The sequence below is a fragment of the Reinekea blandensis MED297 genome, assembly GCF_000153185.1.
Classification (GTDB): Bacteria; Pseudomonadota; Gammaproteobacteria; order Pseudomonadales; family Natronospirillaceae; genus Reinekea; species Reinekea blandensis.
Genome location: NZ_CH724152.1, coordinates 588,707 through 607,299, shown reverse-complemented (window position 1 = coordinate 607,299; position 18,593 = coordinate 588,707). Strand labels below are relative to the sequence as shown.

The following is an 18,593-nucleotide window of genomic DNA, read 5'->3' as shown; positions in this document are numbered from 1 at the left end:
TCAACCCAGCAAACGGTCATACCCTTTACTCTGTTCTCAACCGAACCGATCAACCGCTATCCAGGCGGCAATGACGAGAGAACGCCGGTTGGTGTATGAGTGCGATTATCAGGAATCAGAGCACAGACTCGTTTGCGGCTTAGCCGGGAACGGCTTTAATCCTCAGCGTCAGATAAGTATTGCGCGATCAGGTAACGAACAACACCAACGGCCCTTGTTTGATGCGTTATTCTTCCGGTCTTTACAGAGAGTTTCGACCCACTTCAATTTCCCGGTTTTTCAAAAAAAATGAAACAATTTATTGGAACCGGGTTATCAGATTTTTAATCGATGGCATCCACTCCAAAGCTCAAGCCATCCGGTAAGCCATCAGGCAGACGCAACGACGGAGTCTAAACAAGTGGCGAGCATTCAGACGCGGTCTGGCTTTTCTCCTCGGTTCAGCAAATCTATATATTTCGCAAACCTTCTGGCTCGGGTGTCTTCCCGCTTCGCATTGCCGAGCCCATGCGCAATCACCAATCGGCCCGATTTGGTCATCCGGTCAAAGGTCCGCTTTGCCTCAGGCCGCTTTGCTAACGCCGCGAGGAAATCGTCTGGCACTGTGTTTTCGCTGACCCGATAAGCTTGCTCCCAGCGACCATCGGCTTTGGCCGCGATCACTTCGCTCAGGCCCGCATCCTGCATACGACCATTGGCAATCATCGCCTCTACCAAGTGGCGATTCCGTTTTGACCAGAGGCTTTTGGGCTTTCGCGGTGTCACTCGTTGCAGGTAAGACACGTCATCGAGCGACTTTTTCAAGCCGTCAATCCAACCCCAGCACAGGCATTCCTCGACGAGGTCGTCCCAGGTCACGCTGTCGATGCCGGAGGCTTTTTTATAGATCTTTACCCAAAGTTCGGTCGTCTGGAAGTGGTTATTCTGGAACCACTGTTGTAACTCGCTGGTCGATGCGAAGGATTGGGTTTCATCTGGCGTTGGGGTCTTCATGATTGGGTTCACTGTGTTATCGCGATGTTTGAGCCGCATTCGGTCACGCTGAGCGATTGTTGCTTGAAAACCTGCTCATTCTTAGTCTATTTTAAAATATGTCAACTACTGGCACATTAATGCAATGTCAAACACGAACTTCTCACAACGTTTAGACCGACGCCAACGCTTGCTCGCCCTTTTGCGGTCTGAAGGCTACTGGACCACCGCGGACTTGCGCGAACAACTTGAGGTAAGCCAGCGAACTCTGATGCGCGAGCTGGCTGAGCTGAAATCCATGGGCTACCCGATCGATTCCGACCGGGGGCGAGGCGGAGGTATTCGCTTAAATGGACATTGGGGCATTGAACGCTTACATCTGTCTCATCAGGAAGTTATTGAGTTGGTACTGGCCCTGTCCATTATGGAAAGACTGCAGTCGCCACTTTTAACCAGTCACTTGAAGGCCATCCGCCAGAAACTCTTTCAGGCGTTCCCCGAAAACCAACGGAAATCGGTCTCCGGTATTCGCAAACGGATTTTCATTGGCGATAAGGTCAACCCTTCAGCCGACGACGACCCATTACTGAAACCACGCCAGGCAACAGCAAAAATCTCTGAAGCATTTTTAAAGCAACAGCTTGTCGAGATTGACTATGAATCGCAATCAGGTGAGCGCACAAGCCGGGTGATCGAGCCGCACTACATTGTGCTGAACTGGCCCACCTGGTACATCCTTTCTTATGATCATCTACGTGAAGCTGACCGGCTGTTTCGCATCGACCGCATCCGAAAAGCTCAGGTGTTAGAAAAAACCTTTCGCCTGAAACCCAAGCCTCAGTTTCACGAACGTTACGAACCTTACTTTCAATCGATCTGACCGCTGCCGCTCGACAGCTTGATCTCTTTATCGAGCCCCATCCATACGGATGCAGTTCAACGCGCTCAGATTTAATGTGCCAGTTAATGGCATATTTAGCTTTACCTTGGTGTGTGACAAACGCCAGTGTCGAGTTCGGCTCAATGAACGATACCGCTGGCTCACCCCACAAGCAAACGCTGAGGAGCAACGATGTCAGCTTTACCACCCTTTCCAACCCCCACACTGATAGACGTCAATGGTATTCAACTGGAAGTCTTTGAAGCCGGGCGAGAACACAGGGGCAACCCACTGGTTTTGTGTCATGGCTGGCCGGAACATGCCTACACCTGGCGGCATCAGATTCATGCCTTTGCCGAGGCCGGTTATCATGTCATTGTTCCGAACCAACGCGGCTACGGTCACTCAACGGCACCGGAGGCGGTCAACGACTACGACATTCATTATTTGACCGGCGATCTCGTCGCCCTTCTCGACCACTTTGGTTACAGCAAAGCAACTTTCGTCGGACATGACTGGGGTGCGAACGTCGTGTGGAGTCTCGCTCTTCTGCACCCTAGCCGGATTGACCGCCTGATCAACCTGGCCCTGCCCTATCAGATACGCGGAGACCAACCGTGGACTGAGTTCCTTGAAGCCATACTGGGGAGCGATTACTACATGGTGCACTTTTGCCGACAACCGGGTGTGGCCGATGCCGTGCTCAACGCCAACACTGAGCAGTTCTTAACAAACCTGTTCCGGAAAAATCTGCCTGAGATGCCACCTCAACCCGGACAGATGATGATGAATCTGGCCCGCTCTGAGATTGCACTGGGCGATCCGATTTTAAACGACGAAGACCTGAAAGTATTCAGCGATGCCTTTAAGAAAAACGGTTTCACACCCAGCATCAACTGGTACCGGAACCTCGATCGAAACTGGGAAATTCTTGGCGAGGTTGACCCGGTGATTCATCATCCGGCGATGATGATTTATGGTGACCGGGATGTGATTCCCAAGCTTGAGATTATTCGCGATTTTGTACCGAACATCGAAGAAGTCAGTCTCGATTGCGGTCACTGGATACCACAGGAAGAGCCGGAGGAAACAATACGCGTCATCTTGGATTGGCTAAAAAAAACGAGTAAACAACCGATATGACACCGTTTTTTCGCTATTGATGTTAGGGCCAGCCTGCTGGCAAAGCCAGTTACCTGTTTCGTTCGCGAGCAGGCTCGCTCTTACTTTTTTAAGGCCTTGATAGGGTTAGCAAGCATTACGACTGAAGGCAAACCACAGTTAGGCCTGAACGGAAAAACAGAGCTTTGTGAACAGGTCAACTCTCGCCCGATGAGAAAGAGCGGCTTAACGTTTTGACCGCTAAAGTGCCTTTATCGTCGGTTTCGAGGGTGGTTCTTCGCCGTTCGCTCGTTACCGTGTTTATAATTTCCGGTCAGCCGAGCCATGAGCTGTTGCATTGAGTCGCTGTCTTCCAACTCCGCATCTTCGATGAACTCCGCCGCCTTCATACCACGCAGCGTCGTTGCTTTTCTGCCATGATGATAAATGGTGACTTCGCCATTTTTTGTTTTGTAGGTAAAGCCTAAATCCGTTTCCATTGCCATTATTCCAAACTCTCTATTAAACTAGGGTTGCCGCTCAAATGTTTTGACCCCGGCTGGAAGCTGAAACCAATCCTGTTTCTCACTCACCCAAACATGCGCTGTTGGCTGAATCAAGCGGGTATCCGACAGGTTACTGGGTTTCAGCTTCAACTTATCAGGCTCATTCGGATCGTAATGGTAAATCCGATTTCCGCAGGTCGGACAAAACTTGGCAGCACTGACATTGCCACTGTCAGCAACGCGACTCCAATCCTTCATCAGGCCACGAAATCTGACACTTTCAGCACTCACCATGGCGGTAATACTGAAGGCACTGGTTGACAGTTTCTGGCACTCTCGGCAATGACAGGCCACGACCATTGACGGCGGCCCAAGTAGCTCGTAGGTCACACCGCCACATTGGCAAGCGCCGGAAATAGGGTAGGTTATATCGTCCATCATTGACTCCAATCGTATAATACATCGGGGTGATTTTCCTTTCCGGCATCATCCCCCGGTTGTTGAAAGCTGTCAATTTCTGACCATTAAAACGCTAAAGCAATGCGTTTGCTGTAGAGTCTGATGACATACGCCAGCGGACCCATACCATCGCCAGATAAAACGCCATCAACACGCCGGCAAACAGGGTAAAGCCCCATTCAATGCGATCGATGGCGGCCAAACCCGCAATCAACAGATAGCTGATACTCTGCAGTACCGTCGAAAAGATTTTCAGGCCCCCTTCAATTCGGCCTCGCTGGGCCACAGGCACTTCATGGTGCAGCAGGTTGGCCCGTGCAATACGCGCAATCGGATTCAACAACCCAATCAGCAGTGCACCCACAACCAGCGTTTCCGGTCGCAACACAGCTCCCATGACAAACAGTAGCACCGAAAGCCCCAACAGAGTCGATTGCATTAAAGTTTTTAAATTAAACCGGCGTAATAACACGGCAATGCCTGCGCCACACAATAATGCGCCCAGGCCATAGCCGAGGTTCCACGACGCCAACCAACCTCCGCCATAGCTGCCTTCAGACAGATAAACGGGCACCAGTTTGGCCAGATAAGTCAGCATCGGGTAGGACAGGCAACTCAACGCCACGAACAAAAAGAACTCCCGACGGGCCCGGAAAATATCGGCGGTCGACCGTAACGACTGCGCAAAGCTTTCCTGGTTAAGATCGCGCGGTTGCATACGATAGGGTGTGAGTTGATAAAGCAACGCCGACACCGACCCAGTGATCACCGCAAACCAGGCAAACTGGTCCAACCGCCAAACGCTCAGAAACCACAACCCGAGAGCACCGGACAACAGGGTGAACCCCTGTAGGATCATTTCCTGTAGTGAGCTCAGTGGCGCATACTCGTCGGCCCGATAATTCTCCTGAACAAACGCATTGCCGCAGGTCCAGGAAAGGTCATTACAAACCCAATAAACCCACTGGACCACCATCATCGCCGGAATGGTCAACGTATGCGATTCTGGCAGAAGAATCAGACTGACCGCCGACGCGGTCGATACCAGTTTAACCTGAACCAGAATCTGCCGACGTGAATAACGATCCATCCAGGTAGATGCAAACGGGGTAAGCAACGTACTGGATACCGTACAGACAAGTGCCAGCAGCGCCACCACGGTTCCGCTGACGCCACCTTCCAACATTTTCCAGCTCAGCGCCAGGGTAAACAGGCTGGCGCTGAGCATATCGGTTGCGCGACCAGCGAGGTAGCGATGCACGCGTGGTTTTTTCAACAGGGTCATGACGGTTTTCATTCTCTGATCAAGGACAATGACGGAATGCTAAAACCTAAACTTAAGTTTAGGTCAATAGGTAATGCGATTTTAATGCGTAACGCGTTGATGGGTTGAAAGTCACACAAACATCCCTACTCTGTAGGCATCCGACCATAAGTCGGCACGGTTTCCCGGACTATCAACATCTGTCAATCAGCACAGGTCATTCGGGCAAACCATCAGTCAATGGCGAACGCCAAACCGGGGGGCGGGAGACTGAAGCATCGCGAACCTAAAAACGCAGCTCAGTAAAAGCGCCCGACACGTTGAAAAAAAAAACGGTCAGGCCCCGATCCTCTCAGCACACAACAGACAACGATTCATGACGGTCAGCTCAGTGACCGCAAGCCGACTCGGATGTCGAATCAACACAACCGATAGCGCTGACGATGAATGTCGCTTTTCAAGCGAAGGGTTCAAACCCGGCTGGCAGACTGTTCGGCGTATCGTGCAGCGAACTGGACTAACAACGAATGGGAGGACAACATCATGACAACTGCTCAGGATATTTACCCATCCAGAGTAGGGAAAAACGAAACCATCATGGATCGGCAGGACCCGGTCGTGTATGACACACACATCCCCGATTCTCCTCATGCATTGTCGCAACAGGATCTGGAGTTTTTTAACGACAACGGGTATCTGATCATCCCGGATTACATGACCGACCATGTTGACGACATTAATGCGGAAGCGCTGCGCTTGAAGCAAGCTCTCCGTGGCCGCGAAGAGTTGGTGCTGGAGCCGGACAGCGACGATCTGCGCAGCATCTTTGCCTTACATAATTTCAGCAACGACATTGATCAACTGTCACGGTCGCCGAAAATTCTGGAGCCGGTGCAACAGCTACTCGGATCGCAGGCTTATCTGATGCAATCCCGGTTAAACATCAAGCCGGCCTATAAGGGTAAATCTTTCCCATGGCATTCCGACTTTGAAACCTGGCACGTGGAAGACGGCATGCCGCGAATGCGCGCCGTGACCGCCTGGATCATGCTCACGGAAAACAACGAACACAATGGTCCCCTCTATGTGGTGCCCGGCTCTCATAAAAAATACGTTTCCTGTGAAGGCACCACCGAAGTCGACAACCACAAACGTTCGTTGCGCAAACAGATTGCGGGCGTACCGCGCCCCGATAGTATCGACTCACTGGTGAAAGAACAGGGCATTACCGGTATTTACGGCAAGCCCGGAACGCTGGTGATTCACGATTGCAATCTGCTGCACGGCTCGCCGGACAATCTGTCGCCGTGGTCCCGGGAAATTCTGATGTTTGTGTACAACAGCATCGAAAACGAAGTGCAAGCACCATACAGCGGGTTGAAGCGTCGGCCGGACTATCTGTCGTGTCCGCACCCCCAACCTTTGACGCCAACCTCTCACTGATCGTTTCGTGCGATCAATGGCTCACCGGATAATAACGCCAATCCGATGAGCCATCGTAACAGGCACTTTCTGTTAACTCGCTCTAAACCATCGCGCTTGTCATCGAAGGGTCATGTGAACGTCACAACACAACTCTAGGGTCAGTGATCGCTGTTTTACCCACTAAGGAGACTGACCCTCATGACTGTCCGAACGACCCTAACCATCCTGATGCTTGTGTTGACCTCGCATGTCGCACCGGCATTTGCCGCGTCCTGTCCGGATTCAACGGCCGCCAATCAACCTCCGGCGGTCCCCATCACCGATGATCAGGGATTTAACCACTGGGGCAATGCGTGGTTGTCGGCCTGGTATGAGCCCTACCACATGGTGCACGATGTTTTGGTTGGCGAAGGCGAGTTTGCCATCATGGCCGGTAAGTTCGACTACGATCTCACCTTCCATAAGGACCTTGAAGATGAAGACGTGCATGTCTTCCTCTACGGCACCGGCATGACCGACTGGGAATACTTAGGTGAGTATCGTACCGATTCCGATGGCAAGATCTATGCAGCGCTTGGTAACCGACCGGTCGGCCACTATCAGGTTCGGATGATTGTCGAAGGCGATAAAACCGAAGCTCAGGGATTTCTGACCGTTGTTGCACCGGGCACCAAAGCGGTTCTGTTTGATATCGATGGAACGCTCACCTTAAACGACTTTGAAGCGGTCAAAGACTACCTCGGCATTCGCACGGCACGTGCCCATGCCTTTGCGCCTGAAACCGTCCGCGCCTACGCCGACAAAGGGTATTGCATTACCTACCTGACCGCACGCCCTTACTGGTTGATGAAAGACACCCGCGAATGGATGACTCACCGGTCTCTGCCGTTGTGGCACATCCACAGCAACCCGGATGGCGAACTCTTTACGAAAAAAGACACGGCGCAGTACAAAACCGATTACCTGAACTGGCTGATCGATGGCGGACTGAATCTGATTCGGGTATATGGCAATGCCGATACCGACATCGAGGCTTACGAACGTGCGGGTATTGCCAAGCAAGACACCTACATCATTGGCGAACTGGCCGGTGACGACAATACGCAACCGATCGTTGGCGATTACAGTCACCACTACTCAACCATCGTGCTGCCGACACCGGATGCGGACGAATAACGGATTAGAGCCCGAAGATTTAACCGTGCAGTGGCTGTAGTAAATGATCAACCAGATCAACAAAGCCCAATCCCCCGCGGCGATCCAGGATTGTCGCGGGCGGAGTAGTTAAAACGTCTATGTAGGGTCGGATATTGGCAACGCCATAGGTCGCTGGTAGCCAGGCAAACATCGGCTCATCGTTGGGTGCATCCCCAATAAAGGCGCACTGAACGAGCATGTCCGTTGCCGACAGACCATACTGCTGCATTAAAAAACGCTCAGTCATTCGGCGTTTGTTATGCTCGCCCGACCAGCAATTGATGTGAATGGAACTGCGCAGCGTTTGATAACCTTCGCGTTGTAGCGTGTCCATAAAAGCTTGGACCACCAACGGTGATGCAGGCGATTGTGGCGACGGTGCAAAATCCACGGCAACGTCGCAGTAGCGGAAAGCCTGATCGTGAGCCAGTACGAGTGTCGGTTCCGTTGTCAGGTAGGACTCGGTACGTTGCCGTAGCTCGCGCTGTTGCTGAGCCATCTGTTCCCGGTCCGCGTAAAAGTCAGTCCGAACCCGGCCGGCTTCGTCCCGATAAAACACAAAGGCGCCGTTCTCACCAATAACCGCATCCAAAGGCCACAGACGAATCATCTGATCGCACCAGCCGGCACAGGCACCGGTCACGGCAATCGTTCGAATGCCCTGGTTTTGAAGCCGCACCAATGCCGCCAGAGTTTCGGGCAATAACTTCCCGTCGGTGGTCAGGGTGTCATCAACATCGGTCAGTAAAAACCGAATTTCGGTTTGTTCAGGCATCGTTACCGTCCGGATAAAAGACCCGACATTCCGCGGGTATAGTGCCCCGTTGCGCCGGCGATAAGCGATTGGTCACGAGTACATCGACCGAGGTCATGGGTAGGGTTTTTACCGTCGCATTGCGTTGCCATTTGGAGTCGTCCGCCACCAGCACCAGTTGCCGGCAGTTCCGGGCAATCGCTTTCGAGACATCGGCTTCGAATGGATTGTATTCCATCAGTCCAAAGGTGCGATGTAACGCGCCCACGCCAATCACGCCATAGTCGGCGTAAAAGCCATCAAAAAATCGTGTCGTCAGTTCGCCGACCACGTCTTGATCCGCCGGACGTAACCGTCCCCCACTGACAAACACCTCGTGATGTGGCGATTCAGACAGATGCTCAGCAGCGCGCAAATTGTTCGTCAGGATGCGCATGTCTTGGTGTTCACTCAGCGCCCGTGCCGCATAAGACACCGTCGTCCCAATACCTAAAAACACACAGGCACCGTCCGGAATCACCTCGGCAACCTTGCGGGCAATCTGTTGCTTCAGGGGGGCATTGGTGGCCTGACGCGATTCAAACGACGCATTGTGCAAAGGCGCCGGTAACGACACGCCCCCATGTACGCGCCGAACCAGTCCCTGCTCGCTGAGCTGATTGATGTCTTTGCGAACAGTCTGCTGACTGACCTGAAACTGATCGGCCAATGCGTCAACCTGCAGCAAATCGGTTGTCTGTAACTGCGCCAGAATCCGTTCCTGTCGGTGATTAAACAGCGTCACAGGCGATCCGCCAACCGGTCGGGATAATCGGTAATGAGCGCATCGACGCCCCACCCGGAAAGGCGCTCAGCGACATCCGGTTCGTTTACCGTCCAGCTTTGCACTAACCAGCCGTGCGTGTGCGCCTCGCGTACGACGGCTTCCGTGACCGCCGCCTCATGAAGGTTCAGGCTGGTTGCACGAATGCCTTTCAGTGTCTCGACCCAACTTGACGGCAAGTCAGCGACGATCCACCCCAACGACCAGGTCGGCGCCAGCAACGCAATCGCAGCCAACAGCTCAATGTCAAATGACGAGATCAGCGCGGAGTCGTGTCGGGGCCAATCGGCCAGGACAGACAACACCTGACGAGCCAGCCACTCAGGGTTATGACCGTCATTTTTCACTTCGATGTTCACCGCCAGGCCGACCGCATCGGCATGAGCGAGCAGGTCCCGCAATGTCGGTATTCGCTCTTTATGTGTTGACGCCACCAGACCCAGCGGATGGATTTTGTCAAGATCGGGGAGCGTCAGTTGCTGCAACGGCAGATGACCACTCATGACCCGACCGAGCTGAGCATCGTGATGCACAACGACGGTTCCATCACCCAGCACCTGAGCATCGATTTCAATGCCCTGTGCACCGCATCGGGCGGCTATCTCAACGGCCGCCAGGGTGTTTTCGATCGCTAAGCCGGCCGCGCCGCGATGACCAACAATCTTCGGTTTCACAGGCACGTTCATCCGTCGATCCGCTGGCCGGTTGCCGGATCAAAAAAGTGCAGCTCTTGCTCATTGAAATACAAGGGCAAGATCATCGGACCATCAGCGGGGTAGGTGCGGCTCAGTCGCGCGGTGACCTCTTCAGATCCCTCGCCCAGCCGACCATGAACCAACGTATCGGCCCCGAGCGGTTCGAGCATATTAATCGAGAAATTCAGGCAAAACGGATGCTCGTTTTTGCGATACAGGTGTTCCGGTCGCAACCCGACCGTTACTGACCCGGTGAACTCGGGCGCGTTTTGCAACGCAAAGGACTCCCCTCCCAATATCAACTGACCATTTGCCAGTTCGCCGGTCATAAAATTCATCGCCGGCGATCCGATAAAGCTCGCCACAAACAAGCTCTCTGGTCGCTCATAAATTTCTATCGGGGAGCCGATCTGCTCGACTACGCCGGCATTGACCACCGCGAGGCGATCAGCCAATGTCATCGCTTCGGTTTGATCGTGCGTTACATAAACCGAGGTGGTTTTCAGGGTGCGCTGCAGCGACTTAATTTCATTACGCATCTGTACGCGCAGCTTGGCATCGAGGTTCGACAACGGTTCATCAAACAGAAAGGCTTTTGGATCGCGAACAATGGCTCGCCCCATGGCGACCCGTTGACGCTGACCTCCGGAAAGCTGACCGGGCTTACGATCCAGATAATCCTGCAAATGAAGCAGCTTGGCCGTGTCCTGAACTTTCTGATCGATCTGCGCTTTATCGACGCCACGGTTTTTCAGTCCGTAAGCCATATTTTTATATACCGTCATGTGCGGGTACAGGGCGTAGTTCTGAAACACCATGGCAATGTCGCGCTTGGCCGGTGCCAACGAGTTCACCTGCCGATCACCGATGTGAATCTCACCCTCGGTGACGGATTCCAACCCGGCAATGGTGCGCAGCAGCGTGGACTTGCCACAGCCAGACGGCCCGACCAACACCAGGAACTCACCCGGCTGAATATCAAGACTGATGCCTTTGATCGCGTGATGACCATTGGGATACGTTTTTTCTATGTTGTTCAGTGTTATCGCGCCCATGGCACTCTCCTACTTTTCACTTTCGACCAGACCCTGGATGAACCAACGCTGGAAAATAATCACAATCAAAACCGGTGGCAGCATGGCCAGAATCACCAGGGCAAAAGCCACGTTGTATTCCGGTACCCGACCTTCACGCACCACGCTGAGGATGTTTTTAATGCCCATCACAATCGTGTAGTACGACTCTTCCGTGGTCATCATCAGCGGCCACAGATACTGGTTCCAGCCCACCACAAACATGATGATGAACATCGCGGCCATCATCGTACGCGACAGCGGAATCAGAATGTCTTTAAAGAATAGCCAGGCATTGGCGTTGTCGAGTTGCGCCGCTTCCAGCAGCTCTTCGGGAATGGTTTTATAAAACTGGCGGAAGTAAAAAGTCGCCGTGGCTGACGCAATCAGTGGCAGGATCAAACCGGTATAACTGTTCAGCAATCCAAGCTGACTGACCACCTCATACGACGGCACAATGCGCACTTCCAGAGGCAGCAACAGCGTGCTGAAAATCAACCAGAACAGGAACTGAGCCATCGGCACCCGAAAGTACACCAGGGTATAAGCCGCCGTCATTGCAATGATGATTTTACCGACCGCAAAACCCAGCCCCATGATGGTTGAGTTCACCAACATTCGCAGTCCGGTCGCGGTATCGGTAAAACCGCTGGCGGTCATCAAGGCCGTTTTATAGGCGGACAACCCTTCACTGCCCGGCAGCCATTGCAGCCCCTCTTTAATCAGAGTGTCGACCGAGTGCGTTGAACTCGCCAGCAATAACCAGATCGGCGCTACCAAAAAAATCACACCGGCCCAGAGAATCAAATGATCAAAAAATGTTGCACGTTGCATAATCGGCCTCAGTAATGAATTCGTCGTTCAACAAAGCGGAACTGGACCATGACCAGTGCCATAACCAGAATCATCAACACCACCGACTGCGCCGAGCTCAGGCCCAGATCCGCGCCGAGGAAGCCATCCTGATACACCTTGTACACCATGGTGCTGGTTGACCCGGCCGGGCGCCCTTGAGTTAAGGTATCGATCAACCCGAAGGTGTCGAAGAACGCGTACGTGATATTAATCACCATCAGGAAAAACGCGGTTGGTGCCAGCAACGGAAAGGTAATGGTCCAGAATCGCCGCGTCGGGCTTTCGCAATCCATCTGTGCGGCTTCGCGCACCGTGACGGGGATGCTCTGTAAACCGGCCAGAAAGAACACAAAGTTGACGGGTATCTGTTTCCAAACCGAGACTAAAATCAACAAGACGGTCGCATCGAACGTGCTGGTTTCCGGGGCAAACAACCAGCCAGTGGATACAATCGCGTCGTAAAACACACCAATGTGGCGGTTAAACAAAAAATAGGCTGTGATACCAGCCACGGCCGGTGCCACGGCATACACCCACGTCAGCAACAGCCGATAGGTTTTCTGCCCGTGCAACACCGCGTTGGCTTTCACCGCTAAGATCAAGGCAATACCCAAAGACAACACCACCACGGCAAAGGAGTATCCCAGCGTGAACAGTGTCGTCGACAGGTAATCGGCGGATGTAAAAAGCGTCTGGTAATTTTCAAACCAGACGAACGTGCTGGAGAGTCCCCAAGGATCTTCAAGCATGAAACTTAAATAGAGGGCCTGTAAAGCCGGCCAGAAAAAGAACACGCCAATGATGAGCAGTTGTGGCGCTATAAACACATAGGGCACCCAGGTATGGGCGAATTGGACCTTTTTGGCCATGAGGTAACCTGCCTGAATCGAGTATTACGAAGTCAACATGAATCAGTGGCCGCTTTTTTCAGAGCGCTGAGGTTGGTCTGAAAAAAGCCGTCGCTGATTGTTTGATGCCTGAGCACAAAGCGGCCCTGTCCTTGGGCCTGTGCTTATTTAACGTCCCTGAACTCACGCTTACTGAACAGTTCGCGCAAATCGCTTCAGATTGGCATTACCTTCTTTCTCAATGGTGCGCAGTGCTTTCTTAACGGTCGTATCACCGGCCATCAGGCGATCCATTTCGTTATAGATCACTTCGCGAGTCTGCACGTAGAAGCCCATGCGATAGCCCTTCGTCCACTCGGCACCGGGCAGGCTCAACTGTTTGATACCCACTTCAGCGTCTGGGTTCAGGTCGTAGTAGCCATCGTCTTTAGCCAGTTCATACGCGGCATTGGTGATGGGCACATAACCGGTTTCGCGATGCCAGAAGTACTGAGTCTCCGGCAGTGTCAGATAATCGAAGAAGGCCGCAACCGCTTCATATTCCTCATCGGAGTGACCGGCCATGGTGAACAGCGCAGCACCGCCAATGAAGGTAGAGCCAGCGTCTTCATAAACCGACTCCCAATACGGCAGGTAGGTAGTACCGAAATCGAAATCGGTTGACTGTTTCAGACCGCCGAATGAACCGGAAGAGCCCAACCACATCGCCACTTCGCCCTGCTCAAAGGCCGCCTGGTTGTCGCCCCAGGCACGACCGTAATAGCCGTAGTAACCGTTGTCTTTCCATTCCTTAACAGCCGTCAGGTGCGCCGCCAGGGCATCGTTGTCGTACATGACTTTTTCAGGCAGACCTGAAAAACCGTTGTCGGCATCGGCCAATTGCAGGTTGTGACGCGAATGGAAGTTTTCGAAGAAGATCCAAGGGGTGTGCGACTGAGACAACGCAATGTAACCGGCGTCTTTCAGCGCTTGCGCGACGTCTTCAAACTCTTCCCAGGTAGCTGGCGGTTGAACACCCGCCGCCGCCAGGGCTTCTTTATTGTAATAGAGCACCGGCGTGGAGGAGTTAAACGGCATGCCAACCATTTTGCCGTTTTCATCGGCATAGAAATAGCGCACACCAGAGATGTAATCGTTGATGTCGAAGTTGTAACCGGCGTCGCTCATCACGTCCTGAACAGCCACGGCTGCACCGCGAGCATTGATGATGGTCGCGGCGCCTGCATCAAAGATCTGGATAATATGAGGCGCTTCGCCCGCACGGAACGCTGAAATACCAGCCGTCATGGTTTCTTCGTAACTGCCTTTGAATACCGGCGTGATTTGGTAATCGTTCTGCGACGCGTTAAATTCTTCAGCCATCGCATTCACCGTTTCACCCAGTGCGCCACCCATGGCGTGCCACCATTCGATTTCTGTCGCAGCAAAGCCTTGCAGAGACAGTGTGCTCAACGCCGCTGCCGCCAATGTCTTCTTAAACATGATCATCCCTCGTCTGTAGTCTTTGGTTTATTGTGTGGACTGATTTGAACGAGGAGCCAGTTAAGCACTGTCAGATGACAGTATTGTTTCGTTTGAAAGTCAGTTTTATTTCATATGAACGTTTTTAGGAATGATGTGTGTCGAATGGAAATTCAAAAGGTTCGAATGAAAGCAGCGAACCGGCCATGCAACTGGCCGGTTAAGGTGAAAAGTCTGGAGTCAGCGACTTATTCAGGAAGTTACGGCCTGCGACTCCTGGCGGTTAAAAATCCATTCCGCCAACAGAATATTGGGCACCCAACTGATCCAGGCCAGTAACGGATAAAACTCGGCAAAAGGGACACCGGCTGCAGTAAAGGCACCCAGGTACATTCGCAGCGTCACGGCTGAAAAAGTCAGCGCAAAGTTGCGCACCATCCAGCGCCGGTGCGCCTGAGTATCGCCACTGAGGATCGAGACCAACGCCATGCTGCCGGTAAATAACCAAACCAACGCGGACAAGCTGAAACCGACTTGCGAAATCAACCCACCAAAGGCGTGCTGCGCCAAAAATAATCCGGCCAGACCGCCAAATAACACACCAAACAAAAGGTAGGCGCGGCCACTCCAACGATGAGCGGTCAGATAGCGTTGGCGCAGCTTTGAAGAAAACTGGAACGGTCCGAGTGCTAAGGCCACCACTGCCCCGAAAACGTGAGTGTAAATCAGCAGCGGCTTTTGCTGATACACAGCTTTCATATCCGGGTGGACGACATTGCCCAGCGGTAATACCGAATAAGCAAACAGTGCGTATCCGACGACGCTGATTGACAGAAACAACAGTAGCCACCAACTTGTTTTTTTCATGCTTCACTCTCCCTGTTTGCTTTATTTTTATATAGAACGTTCCAAGAACCTACGGCATCAACCGGGCATTTTCTGCACACTGATACGCGATTTTTAAACACAGAGCAACGGAGATCGAAAAAAAGCAGGGCCAGGGAGCATCCGTTCCGTTGCTCCCTGATGGCGACAGTGACTGCGACGCGTGACACGCCAGATCCTGAAAACGCTACAAATCCGCCAAATAAATGGCTGGTGTTCCCTCTTTATCGGACCCAAACATCACTTGTTTTTCATCCGGGGTAAAGGACGGATGTGGGTGGTTCACCTGTCGGCTGCCATCCAGAACTTCCCAGCTGGTGTCATGACGACACAGTTTTCGGGTCTCTTTACGAGTCAGATCGAACACATACAGGTAGGGGTCGTTTTCCAACTCGTGCCCGTCGGCATTGGCAACATCGACCGGCGTGTCAGAGCCGTCTCCCACCAGCAGCGTGCCATCGTAATTACTCATGATGTGACTGCAAGGTGGCATCTGCATCAGCCGTGACGAGCCGGCACCGTCCGGATCGACGGAGCAGATCCAGCGATCCGATTCACCACGCAGGTATGACACAAAAATCATACGCGAACCGTCCGGCACCCAGAACTCGTGGGTGCAGCTCTCTCCGGGCGCCTGCTCATGCACTTTACGAATATTGGTCCCGTCTTCATTGACCATCCACATGCGCGTGGTCACCAGGTCGTGCGGCCCTTCGTGACAAAATGCGACGGTCGAGTCGTCAAAAGGCCGATAGATCGGGTGACCCAGCCAGGTGTTCTGATCGGAAATCACCGTGCGCTCACCCGTACTCAGATCGATGGAGATCAGCCGGCAGTGTGGGTTGCGGTGGTATAGTTCAGCAAACTTTTTCCAGTCGGTAAGCTCAATATAGTCGTCGGCGTCGATCTCAATACCGACCACCTTGGTGCATTCACTATTGGGCACCCAGGTGCCATAGCCGACCCAACCGTCCGGGACTTCGTAGACCGTGGTGTGTTCACCATCGCTTAAGCGAACCCGCATCAGGTCGCGGTTGTGCTTCACGTAATAGAAGACCGTATCATCGGTCGACAGAAAACCGCCAAAGGAGTTATCGCCCTCGCCTTCGGTCAGCTGTCGCGCGGTCTGTTTGGTCATGTCCAGCAGGTAATAGTTCCAATGCTGATCAAAGTTACCGGCAAACAACAGATGTGAGCCGTCCCGGGTAAAGCTTTTCTGATAAAAGTAGGTGCGGTGGCAGATAGCACCCTTGGGTGTCAGTCGCGTCAGTCGGGCGCCGGTATCCGGGTCTTCCTGCGTCTGAAAGGCCATCGGCACGATCGATCCTATCCCCATGTAAACAGTCCTCTTCGTTAACTCATTGTTTTTTCGGGTCTTTTTACGATTTGGGCTAACACCGTGTTAACCCGCTCAACAGCGGGCGTTCAACCATAGCGCCAACCCGATCCCGTTTATGATTTCAAAATACCACATGTCCTGGATCAAAAAAATAAAATCTTGTTTCATTTTTTTAGATTTGACCGTTGCAATAATATCTAAACCGGATACCATGATTTCAGGTTGTCCACAAAAACAACACTTGAGACGGCAGACTATGTACGAAAATCGCAAGTTAGGATTGGCTTATATCAGTCCTTATATCATCGGACTGGTTGTATTTACGGCTTTTCCGTTTATTTCTTCCCTGATCATCAGTTTTACTGACTATGACCTGATCAGTACTCCCTCCTTTGTTGGAGTGGATAATTACGCTTACATGCTCGGCGATGAAACCTTTTATAAGTCCTTAGGGGTCACCTTTGCTTATGTGTTTCTGACCATTCCACTGAAGCTCGCTTTCGCACTGTTCATTGCGTTTGTTCTGAACTTTAAACTGCGCGGCATCAAGTTCTTCCGGACGGCTTACTACATTCCATCCATCCTTGGGTCGAGTGTGGCGATCGCCGTGTTATGGCGGGCCATCTTTTCACTGGACGGGTTACTGAATACCTTTATCGGGTACCTCGGGATCCCACCGGTGGCCTGGTTGGGAGAGCCGCACTTTGCCATGTTGTCCGTCACCTTGTTGCGCGTGTGGCAGTTCGGGTCGGCGATGGTGATTTTCCTGGCGGCGTTGCAAAGCGTACCGCAGTCGCAATACGAAGCGGCCATGATTGATGGTGCATCGAAATGGCACATGTTTACCAAGATCACCATTCCGCTGATCACGCCGGTCATCTTCTTCAACTTCATTATGCAAACGACACAGGCCTTCCAGGAGTTTACGGCGCCTTACGTCATCACGGCCGGCGGTCCGGCTAAGTCGACGTATCTGTTCTCACTGTACATCTATGAGACCGCCTTCAAATACTTCGACATGGGCTACGGCAGTGCGCTCGCCTGGGTGCTGTTCATCATTGTCGCGATCTTCACCTCAATTTCCTTTAAATCATCCAAATACTGGGTGTTCTACTCCGGTGACAAGGGAGGCAAAAATGACTGATCAGGCCACTCAGAACCAGACTGTGAATTACACAGCCATGCAGATTAACCAGGAAGTGAAACGCACGCTGCGTAAAGAACGCATTAACGCAGCGATTCGCTACGGCGTCCTGTTACTGACCGGATTGATCATGCTGTACCCGTTGGCCTGGATGGTCTCGGCAGCATTCAAACCGAACTATGAAATCTTTACCTCAATGAGCCTGATCCCGAAAGAGTTCTCCTGGGACGGTTTCATCAACGGCTGGAAAACCGGTACCGAATACACCTTCGCGCGGTTCTTCCTGAACACCTTTGCGTACGTCATTCCCAAGGTGATCCTGACGGTTATTTCGTCGACGATTGTTGCCTTTGGATTTGCACGCTTTGACATTCCGTTCAAGAAGTTCTGGTTCACCACACTGATCGCAACCATTCTGTTGCCGCAATCGGTGTTGCTGATTCCCCAATATCTGATGTTCCGCGAGATGGGCATGCTCGACAGCTACATGCCGCTGTATCTGCCTATGGCCTTTGCCACCCAGGGCTTCTTTGTCTTCATGTTGATTCAGTTCCTGCGCGGGCTGCCAACCGACATGGAAGAAGCGGCCATGATCGACGGCTGTAACTCCTTTCAATTGCTGTGGTACATCGTCGTGCCGATCCTGAAACCGGCGATCATCTCGGTTGCGCTGTTCCAGTTCATGTGGTCAGTCAACGACTTCCTCGGTCCGCTGATCTACATCTCCAGCGTTGAGAAGTATCCGATAGCCCTGGCACTGAAACTGTCGATTGATGTCACTGAAGGTGCTCAGTGGAATGAAATTCTGGCCATGGCGTCGATTGCCATTGTGCCTTCCATAGTTGTGTTCCTGATTGCGCAGAACTACTTCATTGAAGGAGTCACTGCCGGCGGTGTGAAAGGATAAAAATA

General features: G+C 52.5%; 19 protein-coding genes. 6 read left to right on the top strand and 13 right to left on the bottom strand.

Translation table 11 applies throughout. The features are described from left to right. Nucleotides 1–411: 411 nt before the first annotated feature. Nucleotides 412–993, bottom strand: a complete 582-nt coding sequence (locus MED297_RS14400) for a YdeI/OmpD-associated family protein (RefSeq protein WP_040557266.1) — start codon at nt 991–993, stop codon at nt 412–414. Between the two features lie 124 nt (nt 994–1,117). Between MED297_RS14400 and MED297_RS14395 the strand changes: the two genes are divergently transcribed. Beyond that, complete coding sequence (locus MED297_RS14395; protein ID WP_008046153.1) at nt 1,118–1,852, top strand: helix-turn-helix transcriptional regulator; 735 nt, start codon at nt 1,118–1,120, stop codon at nt 1,850–1,852. A gap of 192 nt (nt 1,853–2,044) precedes the next feature. Beyond that, nucleotides 2,045–2,995 carry an alpha/beta fold hydrolase gene (locus MED297_RS14390; protein ID WP_008046150.1) on the top strand — a complete coding sequence of 317 codons (951 nt, stop codon included), beginning with the start codon at nt 2,045–2,047 and terminating at the stop codon, nt 2,993–2,995. 230 nt (nt 2,996–3,225) lie between these two features. On the opposite strand, the gene MED297_RS14385 is transcribed toward MED297_RS14390, so the two are convergent. The 3 genes from MED297_RS14385 to MED297_RS14375 all read right to left on the bottom strand — a co-directional run bounded on the left by MED297_RS14385 (nt 3,226) and on the right by MED297_RS14375 (nt 5,203). Beyond that, on the bottom strand, nt 3,226–3,453 hold the full coding sequence (locus MED297_RS14385) for a hypothetical protein (RefSeq protein ID WP_008046149.1): 228 nt from the start codon (nt 3,451–3,453) through the stop codon (nt 3,226–3,228). 27 nt (nt 3,454–3,480) lie between these two features. Further along, a complete protein-coding gene (locus tag MED297_RS14380) occupies nt 3,481–3,897 on the bottom strand; it encodes a GFA family protein (protein ID WP_040557429.1) in 417 nt (138 codons plus the stop codon). A gap of 94 nt (nt 3,898–3,991) precedes the next feature. Next, the gene (locus MED297_RS14375; RefSeq protein ID WP_040557263.1) at nt 3,992–5,203 is read right to left on the bottom strand and encodes an MFS transporter; all 1,212 of its coding nucleotides are present in this window, start codon (nt 5,201–5,203) and stop codon (nt 3,992–3,994) included. A 522-nt stretch (nt 5,204–5,725) separates the two neighbouring features. Here MED297_RS14375 and MED297_RS14370 point away from each other — a divergent pair. Together MED297_RS14370 and MED297_RS14365 are read left to right on the top strand one after the other, a co-directional pair. Further along, nucleotides 5,726–6,625 (top strand): phytanoyl-CoA dioxygenase family protein, encoded by a 900-nt coding sequence (locus MED297_RS14370; protein WP_040557261.1) that lies wholly within the window; start codon nt 5,726–5,728, stop codon nt 6,623–6,625. A 180-nt stretch (nt 6,626–6,805) separates the two neighbouring features. Then, nucleotides 6,806–7,783: a lipin/Ned1/Smp2 family protein gene (locus tag MED297_RS14365; RefSeq protein WP_008046144.1), complete on the top strand. Its 978-nt coding sequence runs from the start codon at nt 6,806–6,808 to the stop codon at nt 7,781–7,783. 19 nt (nt 7,784–7,802) lie between these two features. Here MED297_RS14365 and MED297_RS14360 read toward each other — a convergent pair whose 3' ends face one another. The 9 genes from MED297_RS14360 to MED297_RS14320 form a co-directional block, all read right to left on the bottom strand. Beyond that, on the bottom strand, nt 7,803–8,579 hold the full coding sequence (locus tag MED297_RS14360; protein WP_008046143.1) for an HAD family hydrolase: 777 nt from the start codon (nt 8,577–8,579) through the stop codon (nt 7,803–7,805). Then, a complete protein-coding gene (locus MED297_RS14355; RefSeq protein ID WP_008046134.1) occupies nt 8,572–9,342 on the bottom strand; it encodes a DeoR/GlpR family DNA-binding transcription regulator in 771 nt (256 codons plus the stop codon). The genes MED297_RS14360 and MED297_RS14355 overlap by 8 nt, the downstream gene beginning before the upstream one ends. Next, nucleotides 9,339–10,067, bottom strand: coding sequence for a glycerophosphodiester phosphodiesterase (locus tag MED297_RS14350; RefSeq protein WP_008046133.1), 729 nt, complete (start codon nt 10,065–10,067; stop codon nt 9,339–9,341). Before MED297_RS14350 ends, MED297_RS14355 begins: the two co-directional genes overlap by 4 nt. Further along, nucleotides 10,064–11,131 (bottom strand): ABC transporter ATP-binding protein, encoded by a 1,068-nt coding sequence (locus MED297_RS14345; protein WP_008046132.1) that lies wholly within the window; start codon nt 11,129–11,131, stop codon nt 10,064–10,066. Before MED297_RS14345 ends, MED297_RS14350 begins: the two co-directional genes overlap by 4 nt. A gap of 9 nt (nt 11,132–11,140) precedes the next feature. Next, nucleotides 11,141–11,983, bottom strand: coding sequence for an ABC transporter permease subunit (locus tag MED297_RS14340; protein WP_008046125.1), 843 nt, complete (start codon nt 11,981–11,983; stop codon nt 11,141–11,143). Between the two features lie 8 nt (nt 11,984–11,991). Further along, nucleotides 11,992–12,873 (bottom strand): ABC transporter permease subunit, encoded by an 882-nt coding sequence (locus MED297_RS14335; RefSeq protein ID WP_008046120.1) that lies wholly within the window; start codon nt 12,871–12,873, stop codon nt 11,992–11,994. 168 nt (nt 12,874–13,041) lie between these two features. Next, nucleotides 13,042–14,334, bottom strand: coding sequence for an extracellular solute-binding protein (locus MED297_RS14330; RefSeq protein WP_040557426.1), 1,293 nt, complete (start codon nt 14,332–14,334; stop codon nt 13,042–13,044). 231 nt (nt 14,335–14,565) lie between these two features. Next, nucleotides 14,566–15,180, bottom strand: coding sequence for a DUF2306 domain-containing protein (locus tag MED297_RS14325; protein ID WP_008046117.1), 615 nt, complete (start codon nt 15,178–15,180; stop codon nt 14,566–14,568). A 205-nt stretch (nt 15,181–15,385) separates the two neighbouring features. Next, nucleotides 15,386–16,534: an oligogalacturonate lyase family protein gene (locus tag MED297_RS14320; RefSeq protein ID WP_040557260.1), complete on the bottom strand. Its 1,149-nt coding sequence runs from the start codon at nt 16,532–16,534 to the stop codon at nt 15,386–15,388. A gap of 259 nt (nt 16,535–16,793) precedes the next feature. On the opposite strand from MED297_RS14320, the gene MED297_RS14315 reads away from it, so the two are divergent. Both MED297_RS14315 and MED297_RS14310 read left to right on the top strand, forming a co-directional pair. Next, entirely contained in the window at nt 16,794–17,681 is an 888-nt protein-coding gene (locus MED297_RS14315) for a carbohydrate ABC transporter permease (protein ID WP_008046114.1), read from the top strand. Further along, nucleotides 17,674–18,588 (top strand): carbohydrate ABC transporter permease, encoded by a 915-nt coding sequence (locus MED297_RS14310; protein ID WP_008046112.1) that lies wholly within the window; start codon nt 17,674–17,676, stop codon nt 18,586–18,588. Before MED297_RS14315 ends, MED297_RS14310 begins: the two co-directional genes overlap by 8 nt. The last annotated feature ends 5 nt before the right edge of the window (nt 18,589–18,593 follow it).